Below are 13,885 nucleotides of genomic sequence, written 5' to 3' on the forward strand. Positions count from 1 at the left end.
TTCTGGCAATGCGGACCAGAGGTCCACGTTACTTATTGCTTACTAAATACTTTCTTCAGCAAATCCGTAACCCGGGCGGCTGGGTTCTCCCGAATTTTTTCTTCTTCCTGTGCCACTAGAATAAACAATCCATCAACAGCTTTGCCCGTTGCATAGGCTGTCAGATTGGGATTAGCCTTCTGAACAAAGGGGATTTTATTGTAGGTATTCACCAAGTCGCTATAGTACTTGGTTGCATTGTTTTTCTTAAGCGTACTATCGATGATCGGCGTAAACTCTGTCACCAACTGCTGGCCCGATGTTCGGCGGAGGTACTGCGTGGCGGCATCCTTTTGGCCCTGTAAAATACCAACGGCGTCCTGAATACTCATCGACGTAATCGCCTTCACAAACACAGGAGCGGCTTTTTTGGCAGCATCTTCGGCCGCCCGGTTCAGCGATAACTCAAACTGATCCACCTGTTTACTGAATCCTATCTGCCGAAGTTTGGCGGCTACATTTTGCGCTTCGGGCGGAAAGGCTATTTTGAGGAGTGGGTTTTTAAAATAACCATCCAGCGCCGACGCCTGAGCCGAACCATTGGTTACACCAATACGCAGTGCTTCTTTCAACCCAGATGCGATATCGGTGTTGGTCAGGCTACCTGATGCACCAGCGGGTTGACTAACGGCATTAATGATTTTGCCGAAAATCCCCCCTCCCGTTGACTTCTGACGAGTTGAATCCTGAGCAAAACTAGCCTGGTTGAGTGTCAGAGCCAGTAATGAGGTTACGAGAACAGTTTTTTTCATAATTGGAATTAATCAGGTTGCCATTTTATAACGGTCAACGGCGCTAAATCGTTTTTTCGTACTTTTGACCGCTAGCCGAAACGAAGGTTTAATAGAACTCGTTATCCGTTCTAGCTACTTAAGACTGGATCATGCGATCCATGTAACGCGAATGACCAACATGATCCGTGCCGAAATCATTACGATCGGCGACGAAATTCTTTTCGGACAAATTACCGACACGAATACGCAGTGGATTGGTACCGAACTCACCAACATTGGTATACGCCCTGTTCGCAAGTCATCAGTAGGCGATCAGACTGATGCCATTTTACAAATTCTGAACGAAGCCCATCAGCGTGCCGACGTAATCATCATTACTGGTGGCCTTGGCCCCACCAAAGATGATATTACCAAGAAAACGCTTTGCACCTATTTTGGTGTCGGCATGGTTCGCAACGAAACCGCCTTGGCGTTTGTAACGAGTTTTTTTGAGAAGCGGGGCCGCGCCATGACCGACCTCAATCGCGCCCAGGCCGACCTACCTGCCAATGCTGTTTACATCCAAAACGATTGGGGAACGGCTCCCGGCATGTGGTTCGAGCATCAGGGACGGGTCTACATCTCATTACCGGGAGTACCATTTGAGATGAAACACCTCATGACCAATCGGTTTTTACCCAAATTGACCGAGCATTTCCAGACCCCAATCATCAAGCATAAGATGATTCGGACGGTTGGCATTGGCGAGTCGTTTCTGGCCGAACGTATTGAAGCCTGGGAAGACGCATTACCCGATCATATCAAGCTCGCTTACCTTCCTAGCTTCGGTGGTGTAAAACTGCGTTTAACCGCCACTGGCGACGACAACGCGTTACTCGATCAAGAGTTAGCCGAACAAGTTCAGAAGGTTATGCCCTTGATCGAAAAAAATGTATTTGGCTTCGATAACGACGAACTGGAAGAGGTTATTGGCAAACTTCTGAAAGACAAAAACCTTTCACTAGGTATAGCCGAAAGCTGCACAGGTGGCTATGTTTCCTCTCAAATTACCAAGGTGCCGGGCGCATCGGCCTATTTTTGGGGAAGCATTGTCAGTTATAGCAATGCCGTAAAAGTAAGCGCCTTAGGGGTTAAACCCGAAACACTGGATCAATACGGAGCTGTCAGTGAAGAAACGATTCGTCAAATGGCCGAAGGAGTCCGAAAGGCATTGGGCACAAACGTTGGCATTGCCACAAGCGGCATTGCTGGCCCCGACGGTGGTACACCCGATAAACCAGTTGGTACCATCTGGATTGCCTGCTCCACCGATCAGCGCACCGTTACCCGGCTCCTGAAACTTGGCCAATACCGCGACCAGAATATTCAACTCACCAGCACGTATTTGCTAAATATGCTGCGGGAAGAACTTTTAAATATATGATGTAGGATGTAGGATGTATAATATGTGATATAGTATAGTTTTCCTGAATACATCATATATAATACATCCTACATCCTACATCATACTTCATACATCAAAAATGGCTCTCATCGATATGGTCATGCCCAAAATGGGCGAAAGTATAATGGAATGTACGGTCATCACCTGGTTGAAAAAACCTGGTGACCGCATTGAAACCGACGAATCGGTATTGGAAGTAGCGACCGACAAAGTGGATACTGAAGTCCCCGCTCCCTGCAATGGCATTTTGAAAGAGTTGTTGGTAAAAGATGGCGATGTCGTTGCCGTTGGAGCCCCTATTGCCCGGATTGAAGCCGAGGAGTCCGCTATAACTGAGTCAGAGCCTGTTGCTGGTGGGTCGCAACCCAACGAAACGGCCTCGGATGATGCGGATCAGACACCCAAAGGAATTGGAGACATCGCCAATGTACCTGCCGAAACCGAAAGCATTGAAATAACCGAATCGGCCCGCGAGTTGGAAGCCACTATTTCGGCTATGAGCAGCCGCCCCGCAACGGTGGTAGCCAATGCAACCGCTTTCCCTGATCGCTTCTACTCACCTTTAGTGCTGAATATCGCGAAGGAGGAACGTATTTCCCGCGATGAGCTTGATCGGATTCCGGGCTCTGGCGCCGAAAATCGGGTTACTAAAAAGGATATACTTGCCTACGTCATTGATCGGGCAGAAGGAAGATTGCCAGGCATAGGGAGCGCGGGGCAAGGAGCGCGGAGTACTGGCTTCCAGACTACGCCATCCCAACACCCAGCACCGAGCTCCCTGCCCCCTGCCCCACGCTCCCTAAACGGCCAGACTGATATTATTCAGATGGATCGTATGCGGAAAATGATTGCACAGCGTATGGTGGAGTCGAAGCAGATTTCCCCGCACGTCAGCTCGTTTGTCGAAGCCGATCTGACGCCTGTTGTTGAATGGCGTACGAAGATCAAAGATCGATTTAAGCAACAAACCGGCGAAAATCTAACGTACACGCCTATTCTGCTTGAAGCCATCGTGAAAGCGATTAAAGACTTTCCGATGATTAACATTTCGGTGGAGGGTGACCAGATCTTAGTAAAAAAAGCTATCAATATTGGCATGGCAGTAGCCCTACCAAGTGGCAATCTGATTGTCCCCGTCATTCACAACGCTGACCAATATAATCTGGTCGGCTTGACTAAAAAAGTGAATGACCTTACCAAACGGGCTCGAGAAAATAAGCTTACTGCCGATGATTTGGCGGGTGGAACCTATACGTTCTCCAATATCGGAATGTTCGGCAACCTGATGGGTACACCTATTATTGTGCAGCCTCAGGTAGCCATTATGGCCTTCGGAGCGATTGTTAAAAAACCAGCTGTTATCGAAACGCCACAAGGTGATTTTATCGGCATCCGACAATTAATGTTCCTTTCGCATTCCTATGATCATCGTGTTGTCGATGGGTCGTTAGGCGGCCAGTTCGTACGGCGCGTAGCCGATTATTTAGAAAAATTTGATACAACCTTAAAAATCTGAACCGGGATTTATTTGATTTAACTGACTGACTTTGATTTTCATACCCAGCTTTCTTTCCAAGTAAAATCAATGAGCTAGAATCAAAGTCAATCAGTTAAATCAAATAAATCCCGGTTCAGACAACCCTTATGAAACAACGCATTGCTATTGACATGGACGATGTCATGGCCGACACGCACGCCAAATTTATCCGGCTTTATCTGGAAGGCGAAATGCCTCGCTACACACTCGAGGAACTGAAAGAAAAATCATTTCACGAATTATTCGACGAGAACGAATACGACGCCATTTCGAAGCGAGTCTACGAACCTGGATTCTTTCGGGATATTCCGGTAATGGAAGGCGCTCAGGATGTGATTGCCGATCTGATGAAGAAATACGACATTTTCATCGCATCGGCAGCGCAGGAGTTTCCAAACTCATTGCGTGAAAAATGGGATTGGCTCCAAGAGCATTTTCCAGCTATCTCGTGGCACAACTACATTTTCATGGGTGATAAGAGCGTTCTGAACACGGCTTATCTGATCGATGACATGCCCCGCAACCTTCGCACCTTTCAGGGTGAAGGATTGCTTTTTGATGCCTTACACAATCGGGAGGACAACCAGTTCAGGCGCGTGAAATCCTGGCAGGATGTAGCGAAAGTGTTGTTATAGTCTTTTATGTCATTCCGACGTCAGGAGGAATCTCAAGGTTGACTTATTGGGAGGTTTAAGATTCCTCCTGACGTCGGAATGACATAAATAAAAAAGCTCCGAGTACTCGGAGCTTTTTTATTTATGTCGAGAAATTAAATTGGCTTAAGCCTCTATTTCTTTTTCAACCTCCTCAACCTCAACCCGGCGATCGTGGCCTACTTCATATTGTGCTTTCTTCGCTTCAGCCGACGGTCTTAACCGAACAACGTGTAGCTTGTGTAGAATGCCAATGAGTGGGAAAGTTGGATCAAATTCGAACCACTTAGCACCAAAGTTTGCCGAATTGGGGCGTTTGTGGTGGTTATTCTGGAATAATTCCCCCATCATAACAACATCCAGAATCAGCGAATTTTTCGACTTATCCTGATTGTCGAAGTTGGCGTAACCATATTTATGACCACTCCAGTTGATAATAGCACCATGCACGGGTCCCATTACAAAGTGAACAGGCAACAGGAAGAAAAACGCCCAGTGCATATCCAGATAGATAAAGGCAAAGACGTAGAATATGGTATATAGAACACCCCAGCTTGCCCGCGATACCCACGAATCACCCAACTTTTCGATGAAATTCCATTCTGGATAATTCCGATCAAATTGTTTTTCGATGGCCTGCTTGCGGTGCAGAACAGCGTTATAAATATCTTTGGTCTTCCACATCATCGTGAACACATTCTTAGTGTGATGCGGAGAATGTGGATCTTTTTCAGTATCGCTGAACGCGTGGTGCATCCGGTGCAACACGGCATACGCCCGTGGGCTTAGGTAAGATGAACCTTGCGATACATACGTTAAGGCATAGAAAAAACGCTCCCAGAATTTGCTCATCGAGAACATTTTATGGGCAGAATAACGGTGTAGAAAAAATGTTTGGCAGAACAGGGACAGATACCAATGTCCAAGAAATGCGGCCAGTACAATCACAAGCTTAATGAATTAAAAGGTGAACAAGACGAGTCACTAAGAATATTACTACAAAACTAACGATTTTTCGACCGGTTTGGGTTTCTTTCCCCAAATAATACTTTAATTAATTTGTGGTCGTCGCATATTGTAATAGATTGGCGCCCATACGTAAAGCCTGCTGACGAACCGGCTCGGGGTCATTATAAACACTCTGATCCTCCCAACCATTACCCAAATCGCACTCATAGCTGTAAAAACAGATTAATCTACCCTGATAAATCAGGCCGAAACCCTGTGGGGCTTTGCCATCATGCTCATGCACTTTAGGTAAACCACTCGCAAATTTGAACTTCTGCTGATAGACGGGATGGTTGAAAGGAAGCTCAACAAAATTGAGTTCGGGAAACACTTTCTTCATTTCCCGACGAATGAACTTATCCAATCCATAGTTATCGTCGATGTGTAAAAAACCACCCGACATCAGATAACGGCGCATATTCTGTACATCGGCATCGCTAAATGTAATGTTGCCGTGGCCCGTCATATGAACAAACGGATAGCCAAAAAGATCGGGGCTACCGGGTTCAACAATGTCCTCTTCCGGGAAGATATTCATCCGCAAATTAGCATTGACAAACTTTATCAGGTTCGGCAACGAGGTTTTGTTGGCATACCAGTCTCCCCCGCCATTGTATTTCAACTTGGCAATTTTATAGGCATATTGACCCTGGGCAATGCATAATGAACAGTGAATAATGAATACTGTCAGCAATAGCTTTTTCATGCGTTTATAAAGTTCAATAGTTGGCAAGCCGTTAAAGCGGCTGTTTCGGTACGCAGTCGATTAGGTCCAAGCGTTACCATCTTAAAATTAGCCTCAATAGCCTGTTGAATCTCTTTTTCCGAAAAATCACCCTCTGGGCCAATCAACACGGTGTACTTTCCGTTTACTGTTGCCGCCTTAGCCAAATGCACAGGTGGTTCGTTGGCTGGCAAATGAGCAATAAATCGTTGCTCCTCCGAGATGGTTTTCAACAGATCGCCAAATGGAATCGCTTCATCTAATATAGGCAAAAACGATTGCAATGACTGTTTCATGGCCGATACGGCAATCTTTTCGATTCGTTCCAGTTTCAGTACCCGCCGTTCAGAATGTTGCCCAAAAAAGAAACTAATCCGCTCAATGCCAATCTCTACGGCTTTTTCCACAAACCATTCGATGCGATCCAGATTTTTGGTCGGGGCCACACAAATTCGAATAGAAAATGGTCTCGGCGCTGTTGTTTGCGTTTCGGTTATTCGAAAGGCGCACCGTCGAGCATCGGCTTTTGTAATAACGGCCGCATAACGGTTTCCTTGTCCGTCAGTTACAGCAATTAGCTCGCCAATTCCAAGTCGAAGCGTTTTAATAGCATGGCGCGAATCATCTTCGCTTAAATACTCAGGCGGGTTGGGGCCATCCAGGCCGGGTTGATAGAATAAGTGCATACGTAAGACAAAAATACAGACTCAATGGATGACAGTCGTTATTTACTGACAACATCGCCCGGAAGTACTGTCATCCAACGTTAAAACGGAACCGGCCCCGCCATTTTTTTGTAATTTTGCAGGATATATTACTAACTGTGAAAAAAGTCGCTTTCTATACACTCGGTTGTAAATTGAACTTCTCCGAAACCTCGACCCTGGCCCGCCTGATGGAACAGCATGGTTACGAGCGCGTGGAATTCAATCAACAGCCCGACATCTTCATCATCAACACCTGCTCTGTGACCGACAATGCCGACAAAAAATGCCGGAAGATTGTTCGCGAAGCGCAGAAAATAAACCCCGATGGTTACGTGGCTATTCTGGGGTGTTATGCCCAGTTGAAGCCCAAAGAAATTTCGGAGATTCCGGGTGTTGATGCGGTTTTGGGTGCATCGGAGAAATTCCGGTTGCATGAACTCATGCCTACATTCGAGAAAGTGCCAAGTGGCCAACCAGCGCAAGTATTCAACTCACCTATTGAAGAAGCGATTGAATACCATGCCTCCTACTCGCTCAACGATCGGACACGTACGTTCCTGAAAGTTCAGGATGGTTGCGATTACCCTTGCGCTTACTGCACCATTCCTCTGGCCCGCGGCAAAAGCCGCTCCGATACGGTTGCCAACGTAGTTCGCGCTGCGAAGGAAATTGCGGAACGGGGACGGTCCGCCGGTGCGGTTAAGGAGATCGTTTTAACCGGGGTAAATATTGGTGATTTTGGGTTGGTCGATGGCCAGCGTCAGGAAACTTTTTTTGATCTGGTACGAGCTTTAGACGAGGTCGACGGAATTGAACGATTCAGAATTTCGAGCATCGAGCCAAACCTGCTCACCGACGAAGTTATTGAGTTTGTTGCCCAATCAAAGCGATTTGTACCCCATTTTCATGTGCCCCTCCAATCGGGTAGCAACCGTGTATTGGGTCTAATGCGTCGTCGGTACAAACGCGAACTGTATGCTGATCGGGTACAGAAAATAAAGGAGCTGATGCCTCATGCCTGCATTGGAGTAGATGTCATTGTTGGACATCCTGGCGAAACCGATACCGAGTTTAAAGAAACCTACCTGTTTCTGAACGAACTTCCCATCTCGTACCTGCACGTGTTTACCTATTCCGAGCGACCTAATACAACGGCAATTGGTATTAAGCCAGTAGTACCCGGTCATGTGCGAGCCGAGCGATCGAAAATGCTTCATATCCTGTCAGACAAAAAACGACGGGCTTTTTATGAGTCGCAGATTGGTCGGGATGCTACGGTACTCTTTGAGGAAGACATCGAAGATGGTAAAATGCAGGGATTCACCGAAAACTACGTTCGAGTAGTTGCGCAATACGATCCATTACGCATTAACGAAACACTACCTGTACGGCTCACGGCCATCAACGCCGAAGGGCTAATGGAGGCAGAAGAACATGCCACAGTATTGGAACACCACTGATTTTTAAGCAACTTGGGCCGGTATAACTACCGGCCTTTTTTGTTTCTCTAGACTCGAGTAAACCAACACTTCCTTTACCTCATGAAACTAGTTGCTGAAATTCTGATCGGCGTTGTTGCCATAGAGCACATCTATATCTTATGGCTTGAGATGTTTGCCTGGACAACCCGAGGACGCAAAACATTCCGATCCCTTGCTCCGGAACTGTTTGAGCCCACCAAAGCACTGGCCGCTAATCAGGGGCTTTACAATGGCTTTTTAGCCGCTGGGCTCATCTGGTCTTTATTGATTGACGATAGTGCATGGCGTGTAAACGTTGCCTATTTTTTCCTTGGATGTGTTATTGTTGCCGGTATTTACGGTGCGCTAACCGCTCAGAAATCCATCCTTTTCGTGCAGGCACTTCCAGCAATCATAGCCTTACTGGCTGTTTTACTTTCCTAAATACCTTCAAGAATGGAACACGGTAACGGTATAAAAGAAAGTCCCTGGCGGTTGAAGACTCCCCCAGGCACTGCCGAATACACCATGTATAAAGCGGAGAAAGACGGTAGCGATATTTTGGTATGTACGGTCGGCAAAACCGTCTTACACTACGACTACCGTTGTCTGGCAGATCTGCACAAGATGCTCAAGGCGCACGGCGACTGGATGGAACTGGGTGCTGCTGATGAACAAAAACCAGCGAAAGAAGGAACCGTTGAAGCCTGGGGACGATCGGTCGATAATCCGGCTGGAGGATGGTATGGCTTAAAGAAAGGGCTTCGCGGTCGTTTCGGCATGTATATTCCTCCGCTTATGGAGGTGTTGGGACTGGCCGAAGTTGAGCACAATCCCAAAAACAATCGTATGCGAGCTATTTAACAAGTCAATTTCCTACAAAATAGGAAACCGCTCCCAGGCGGGAACGGCTCCATGAGTACAACAAAACCACAGATAAAGCTGCCAGACATAGGCCAGACAGGTGCCTGTGGCTCTGTTGAAGTATCTATGATATAGGATGTATGATATAGACTGCTGACGAAAGGCCATACATCCTATATCATACATCATACATTATTAAGCTTCGATGAGGAATTCGTCGTGCTGGCTTACGTCCAGACCAGACTTCTCGTCCTCTTCGGTTACACGAAGTGGGAGAATCAAATCTGTTACTTTAAGCAAAGCATACGATAAAACGAAGGCAAAAACTGAAACACCAACCAGGGCGATCATGTGGTTAACGAACAGCGTCGTTTGGCCAAATGCAAGACCTTCGTCAACAACGGCCGAGTTAACACCTTTGCTTGCGAAAATACCCGTCATCACCATACCTACCATACCACCAACACCGTGGCAAGGGAATACGTCAAGTGTATCGTCGAGCGTAGATTTTGAACGTAGATGAGCTACATAGTTCGATATCATTGCACCAACCGTCCCGATGAAAATGGCATTCGGAATAGTAACAAATCCAGCGGCTGGCGTAATAGCTACCAGACCAACAACAGCACCGATACAGAAACCAAGAGCAGATACTTTCTTGCCTTTAGCAGCATCGAATAATACCCATGCCAGACCAGCAGCTGCAGCAGCCGTATTCGTAGTAGCGAAAGCAGAAGCAGCAAGTGGTGAGGCAGCAACCGCCGAACCAGCGTTGAAACCAAACCAGCCAAACCACAGCAGACCTGTGCCTAACAATACAAATGGAATGTTAGCTGGTGGAAAGTAGCTAGCTTCGAGATGCGACTTCCGACGTTTCAGATATAAAGCACCAGCCAGAGCAGCCCAACCCGCCGACATGTGAACAACTGTTCCACCAGCAAAGTCAAGCACACCTAATTTGAACAGGATACCATCTGGATGCCAGGTCATGTGTGCTAATGGTGCATATACGAACAAGCTGAAAAGAATCATGAACAGAACATACGAGCGAAAGTTGATGCGCTCAGCCATCGAACCCGTTACCAGAGCCGGTGTAATAACCGCAAACTTCAATTGGAAGAAAGCGAATACAACCAGTGGAATCGAAGCTGCTAACGACCAAGGCTTACCATCCAGTACGCCTTTGAACATGAAGTGATCCATTGGGTTACCAATGAAACCGCCAATCGATGAGCCAAATGCCAGGCTAAATCCAACAACTACCCACAAAATACTGATCACACCCATCGCTACGAAGCTTTGGAGCATTGTAGAAATAACGTTTTTGTTGTTAACCATTCCACCGTAGAAATACGCCAGACCAGGCGTCATCAGCAGAACCAGGGCAGTAGCGACAAGCATCCAGGCGGTATCACCTGAGTTGATGCCTTCCGTCACGATTTGCGTCGGAACGGAGTTGAAACCGGGAATTACACCAAGAATGGCGACAATTCCCAACAGAACTAGAGGAATGTAATTGGGCTTTTGCATGGTAATCGAGGTTTTTTGTTGTACTAGTTAAAAATTAAATTAGGTTAAGAAAACGTGGTACGCGTACTAGAATTTAAAGATGGCAGCCATACCGAGGGTAGCTTGTGATTTTGAGAGCGATCCGTCGTTTTTCTCGAATTTGTTAGCCGAGTAGCTGTCAATGCGCAGTTCAGGCTTGAGGAGGACGTGGCCATCCGCAGCTGTGATATTGCCGGTAACCGTGATCGAGTTAACGCTAGCACCGTTGCCTGCAGCGTCTGTCAGGGCACGAGCGCCGTTTTTGTTGTCGAATGTTTCGTAACGAACGCCTAAGCCAAATTTGTCGGTGAATGCGTAGTTAGCATAACCAGCAACACCACCCCAGCTTTTCGACGTAACTGGACCGCCTACACCCTGATAATCACCCTTTTGTGAACCAGCGGCAGCATTCAGACCCAAGAAGAATTTAGAGGTAATCTGGTAAGTAGTTGTCAGGTCGAAGAGTTGATACATAGCATCATCAGCCGAAACAGCCACAGTGCCATTTGTGTTGGTAATGTCTTTCGATGCTTCGTTTGAGATAATACCGTTCAGGTAAACACTCCAGCCAGCAACTGGCGAGAAGAAGAACTGACCGATCAGGCCTTTCTTTTTGTTGTTATCAACCAGGTTATCAACGTTGTTAACCAAACCTAACATTAACGAAGCCTTATCGCTGAATGCATATTGAGCTTTCAAGCCGATATGATAGAAGGGACCGTTGTTGAATAGGTTAGAGAGCGAGTAGTTATAGTTAATCGGAGCGTCGATCACCTCATAACCGATGTGCGTACCAAACTGACCAGCCGTGAACGACAGTTTGTCGGTTGCTTTAAAAACAATGTACGCTTGTTTAATAGCTAAAGCCGTTGAACCAGGAGTTCCAAGTAAACCTACGTTGTTACCATAGTTTCCCAGATCAGCGAATGTTCCAAATGTCAGGTCCATTACAGCATCTACTTTGCTAGCCGAGTAAACCGCTTTAGCCTGAATCAAGCCAATTCCGAATTGACCAGCCTTCTGATCAAATGCGCGAGCATTTCCAACACCTGAACCATTCAAACCTAAGTTCGACTGGCTTTTTGGATTATTAAAGTTTCCAAAATAATAGGTGTCCATGTAACCAGAGAAGGTGAACTTTCCAGGAGTGGCACTTGTAGAATCCTGCGCCTGAGCGACAAAACCAAGAAACAAACAGTTAATAAGTAAAATTGCTTTTTTCATACTAATAATTTGGCGGGGTAAAGATCCGACGTAGGTTATATTTCTGAGCAAATGTTGTCATAGAAATTATTGTATGCAAGTTATAGTGCAAAAAAAACACTCGTTTTTGTGTTTTTTAGTCAATATTATTGAAAATAGACTATTAATTCTATTAGAAATACTGAAAATGACTTAAAATAAAATTTTTTAATTTATTTGGCTTATAAATCAATTTACCAAATATTCTTCTTGTAGAAAATTATCAGATTTTGGGGCTATTATCCACGATTTGGAGCCAATAAACGCGTATAAAGCAGCAAAGCCCGATCAGCGGACTGATCGGGCTTTGCCAGATTTTTCTTAATCGACTATACTATTAAGCTTCGGCGTGTAACCATGCTTTTTTAGCTAGTAAGGTTTCTTCTTCCTCAACAACGTCTGGATCGGGTACACAGCAATCTACCGGACAAACGGCTGCACATTGAGGCTCTTCATGAAAGCCTACACATTCGGTACACTTATCCGATACAATATAATAGAATTCGTTTGAGACAGGCGTTTGGGGAGCTTTGCCGCTCACAACTGTACCATCGCCAAAATCGACTTCGGTTAATTCGGTTCCTCCACCCCAGGTCCATTCAACCCCGCCTTCGTAAATAGCCGTGTTTGGGCATTCGGGTTCGCAGGCACCACAGTTGATGCACTCGTCGGTGATCATGATTGCCATGAGCAGTCTGATTTATATACGCTAAAAATATGACTTCTTAAATTGAACAACAAATATAACTATTTAAAGGTTGGCGGCAAACTAATATTTCATTACATTAGTTGATGGTGTATTCCATTTGTTTATCTAATTCATGCTTCAATCAGAACGCCTGCAAACGTTCGTGGCTTTGGGCGACTTTCTTCGCTCAGCCAGTTCACAGCCCGAACTGGACGAAATTGCCCAACGGGCCTATCACAAAAATAATTTTTTCACGCCTGCTAACTCGTTAAATGCGCTGCGGGCTATTGCAGACCAGTTCCTGTCGGTCGATAAACTCACTGCCTGGATTGACCAGTATCCGTCGCTCAAAACAGAGGCTCTGAATACGCCCGCCCGCACAGTCGGGGTTGTTATGGCGGGTAATATCCCGGCCGTTGGCTTTCATGATCTACTTTGTGTACTCATGAGTGGTAATCGGCTTTTAGCGAAGCTTAGCTCACAGGATTTTGTATTAATTCACTATTTAATACAAAAAATAAAGGAGATCAACCCATCGTTCGATCCGTGGATTGAAGAAGCCGAACGGTTAAATGCCGCCGATGTTTACATTGCCACTGGTAGTAACAATACAGCCCGCTATTTCGAATACTATTTTGCCAAGAAGCCGCATCTGATCCGTAAAAATCGCACATCAGTTGGGCTGTTAATGGGTGAAGAGAATGAAGAAGAGTTTCTGAAACTTGGGCACGATGTTTTAGATTATTTTGGGCTTGGCTGCCGCAATGTATCTACTATATTAGTTCCGGATGGTTACGACTTTGTCCCTCTTTTACGCGCGTTGGAACCGCAGATCTCTTTTTACCTCAATAATCACAAGTATCAGAATAACTACGATTACAATAAATCGATTTATCTGATCAATGCAGTTCCTCACTTCGATAATGGCTTTCTGCTGGTAACCGAAAATCCGGGGTTGGTATCGCCTATCTCTGTTCTTTACTTCCAGACCTACCAAACTCAGGACGACGCATCGGCCTGGTTAACTGACCATGCCAGCCAGATTCAGGTCGTAGCTTCGGCAAAGGGATGGTATCCTAACAGCGTTGCTTTTGGTCAAACTCAACGCCCTGGCTTAAGTGATTATGCCGATGGTGTAGATACAATGGCCTTTTTATCAACCTTATAAAGTTGTAAGGTTATCGAGTTGTAAAGTTGGCTTACGCTTACTTAAACTTCACAACTCGATAACCTTACA

Annotated in this window: 14 protein-coding genes; 7 read left to right on the plus strand and 7 right to left on the minus strand. The window is 45.9% G+C overall.

Features of this window, described 5'->3' with window-relative positions:
* Positions 1–32: 32 nt before the first annotated feature.
* On the minus strand, positions 33–794 hold the full coding sequence (locus H3H32_RS17160) for a DUF4197 domain-containing protein (protein ID WP_182464374.1): 762 nt from the start codon (positions 792–794) through the stop codon (positions 33–35).
* Between the two features lie 148 nt (positions 795–942).
* Between H3H32_RS17160 and H3H32_RS17165 the strand changes: the two genes are divergently transcribed.
* The 3 genes from H3H32_RS17165 (at position 943) to H3H32_RS17175 (ending at position 4,389) form a co-directional block, all read left to right on the plus strand.
* Entirely contained in the window at positions 943–2,196 is a 1,254-nt protein-coding gene (locus H3H32_RS17165) for a competence/damage-inducible protein A (RefSeq protein WP_182463889.1), read from the plus strand.
* A 100-nt stretch (positions 2,197–2,296) separates the two neighbouring features.
* Positions 2,297–3,733 (plus strand): dihydrolipoamide acetyltransferase family protein, encoded by a 1,437-nt coding sequence (locus tag H3H32_RS17170; protein WP_182463891.1) that lies wholly within the window; start codon positions 2,297–2,299, stop codon positions 3,731–3,733.
* 128 nt (positions 3,734–3,861) lie between these two features.
* A complete protein-coding gene (locus H3H32_RS17175) occupies positions 3,862–4,389 on the plus strand; it encodes a 5' nucleotidase, NT5C type (RefSeq protein WP_182463893.1) in 528 nt (175 codons plus the stop codon).
* Between the two features lie 144 nt (positions 4,390–4,533).
* Here the strand turns inward: H3H32_RS17175 and H3H32_RS17180 are convergent, their stop codons facing one another.
* The 3 genes from H3H32_RS17180 to H3H32_RS17190 all read right to left on the minus strand — a co-directional run bounded on the left by H3H32_RS17180 (position 4,534) and on the right by H3H32_RS17190 (position 6,825).
* Positions 4,534–5,355 carry an acyl-CoA desaturase gene (locus H3H32_RS17180; RefSeq protein ID WP_182463894.1) on the minus strand — a complete coding sequence of 274 codons (822 nt, stop codon included), beginning with the start codon at positions 5,353–5,355 and terminating at the stop codon, positions 4,534–4,536.
* A 106-nt stretch (positions 5,356–5,461) separates the two neighbouring features.
* Entirely contained in the window at positions 5,462–6,121 is a 660-nt protein-coding gene (locus tag H3H32_RS17185) for a DUF4159 domain-containing protein (protein WP_182463895.1), read from the minus strand.
* On the minus strand, positions 6,118–6,825 hold the full coding sequence (locus H3H32_RS17190; protein ID WP_182463896.1) for a 16S rRNA (uracil(1498)-N(3))-methyltransferase: 708 nt from the start codon (positions 6,823–6,825) through the stop codon (positions 6,118–6,120). Before H3H32_RS17190 ends, H3H32_RS17185 begins: the two co-directional genes overlap by 4 nt.
* A gap of 137 nt (positions 6,826–6,962) precedes the next feature.
* Between H3H32_RS17190 and mtaB the strand changes: the two genes are divergently transcribed.
* The 3 genes from mtaB to H3H32_RS17205 all read left to right on the plus strand — a co-directional run bounded on the left by mtaB (position 6,963) and on the right by H3H32_RS17205 (position 9,170).
* Positions 6,963–8,306: a tRNA (N(6)-L-threonylcarbamoyladenosine(37)-C(2))-methylthiotransferase MtaB gene (gene mtaB / locus H3H32_RS17195; protein WP_182463897.1), complete on the plus strand. Its 1,344-nt coding sequence runs from the start codon at positions 6,963–6,965 to the stop codon at positions 8,304–8,306.
* An 81-nt stretch (positions 8,307–8,387) separates the two neighbouring features.
* Positions 8,388–8,750 (plus strand): DUF1304 domain-containing protein, encoded by a 363-nt coding sequence (locus tag H3H32_RS17200; protein WP_182463898.1) that lies wholly within the window; start codon positions 8,388–8,390, stop codon positions 8,748–8,750.
* 12 nt (positions 8,751–8,762) lie between these two features.
* Entirely contained in the window at positions 8,763–9,170 is a 408-nt protein-coding gene (locus H3H32_RS17205) for a DUF6855 family protein (RefSeq protein WP_182463899.1), read from the plus strand.
* 195 nt (positions 9,171–9,365) lie between these two features.
* On the opposite strand, the gene H3H32_RS17210 is transcribed toward H3H32_RS17205, so the two are convergent.
* The 3 genes from H3H32_RS17210 to H3H32_RS17220 form a co-directional block, all read right to left on the minus strand.
* A complete protein-coding gene (locus tag H3H32_RS17210) occupies positions 9,366–10,700 on the minus strand; it encodes an ammonium transporter (RefSeq protein WP_182463901.1) in 1,335 nt (444 codons plus the stop codon).
* Between the two features lie 66 nt (positions 10,701–10,766).
* On the minus strand, positions 10,767–11,942 hold the full coding sequence (locus H3H32_RS17215; protein ID WP_182463902.1) for a porin: 1,176 nt from the start codon (positions 11,940–11,942) through the stop codon (positions 10,767–10,769).
* Positions 11,943–12,297: 355 nt separating this feature from the next.
* A complete protein-coding gene (locus H3H32_RS17220) occupies positions 12,298–12,648 on the minus strand; it encodes a 4Fe-4S dicluster domain-containing protein (protein WP_182463904.1) in 351 nt (116 codons plus the stop codon).
* Between the two features lie 133 nt (positions 12,649–12,781).
* Here H3H32_RS17220 and H3H32_RS17225 point away from each other — a divergent pair, with 133 nt between their 5' ends.
* A complete protein-coding gene (locus tag H3H32_RS17225) occupies positions 12,782–13,816 on the plus strand; it encodes an aldehyde dehydrogenase family protein (protein ID WP_182463905.1) in 1,035 nt (344 codons plus the stop codon).
* Positions 13,817–13,885: the final 69 nt, after the last annotated feature.

It is taken from the genome of Spirosoma foliorum, assembly GCF_014117325.1.
Classification (GTDB): Bacteria; Bacteroidota; Bacteroidia; order Cytophagales; family Spirosomataceae; genus Spirosoma; species Spirosoma foliorum.

What these genes read in the sequence shown, in the direction of transcription:
- H3H32_RS17170 (WP_182463891.1), top strand. Translation starts at nt 2,297, where the DNA reads ATGGCTCTCATCGATATGGTCATGCCCAAAATGGGCGAAAGTATAATG.
- H3H32_RS17210 (WP_182463901.1), bottom strand. Translation starts at nt 10,700, where the DNA reads ATGCAAAAGCCCAATTACATTCCTCTAGTTCTGTTGGGAATTGTCGCC.
- H3H32_RS17205 (WP_182463899.1), top strand. Translation starts at nt 8,763, where the DNA reads ATGGAACACGGTAACGGTATAAAAGAAAGTCCCTGGCGGTTGAAGACT.
- H3H32_RS17165 (WP_182463889.1), top strand. Translation starts at nt 943, where the DNA reads ATGACCAACATGATCCGTGCCGAAATCATTACGATCGGCGACGAAATT.
- H3H32_RS17225 (WP_182463905.1), top strand. Translation starts at nt 12,782, where the DNA reads ATGCTTCAATCAGAACGCCTGCAAACGTTCGTGGCTTTGGGCGACTTT.
- H3H32_RS17200 (WP_182463898.1), top strand. Translation starts at nt 8,388, where the DNA reads ATGAAACTAGTTGCTGAAATTCTGATCGGCGTTGTTGCCATAGAGCAC.
- H3H32_RS17175 (WP_182463893.1), top strand. Translation starts at nt 3,862, where the DNA reads ATGAAACAACGCATTGCTATTGACATGGACGATGTCATGGCCGACACG.
- H3H32_RS17220 (WP_182463904.1), bottom strand. Translation starts at nt 12,648, where the DNA reads ATGGCAATCATGATCACCGACGAGTGCATCAACTGTGGTGCCTGCGAA.
- H3H32_RS17215 (WP_182463902.1), bottom strand. Translation starts at nt 11,942, where the DNA reads ATGAAAAAAGCAATTTTACTTATTAACTGTTTGTTTCTTGGTTTTGTC.
- H3H32_RS17185 (WP_182463895.1), bottom strand. Translation starts at nt 6,121, where the DNA reads ATGAAAAAGCTATTGCTGACAGTATTCATTATTCACTGTTCATTATGC.
- H3H32_RS17190 (WP_182463896.1), bottom strand. Translation starts at nt 6,825, where the DNA reads ATGCACTTATTCTATCAACCCGGCCTGGATGGCCCCAACCCGCCTGAG.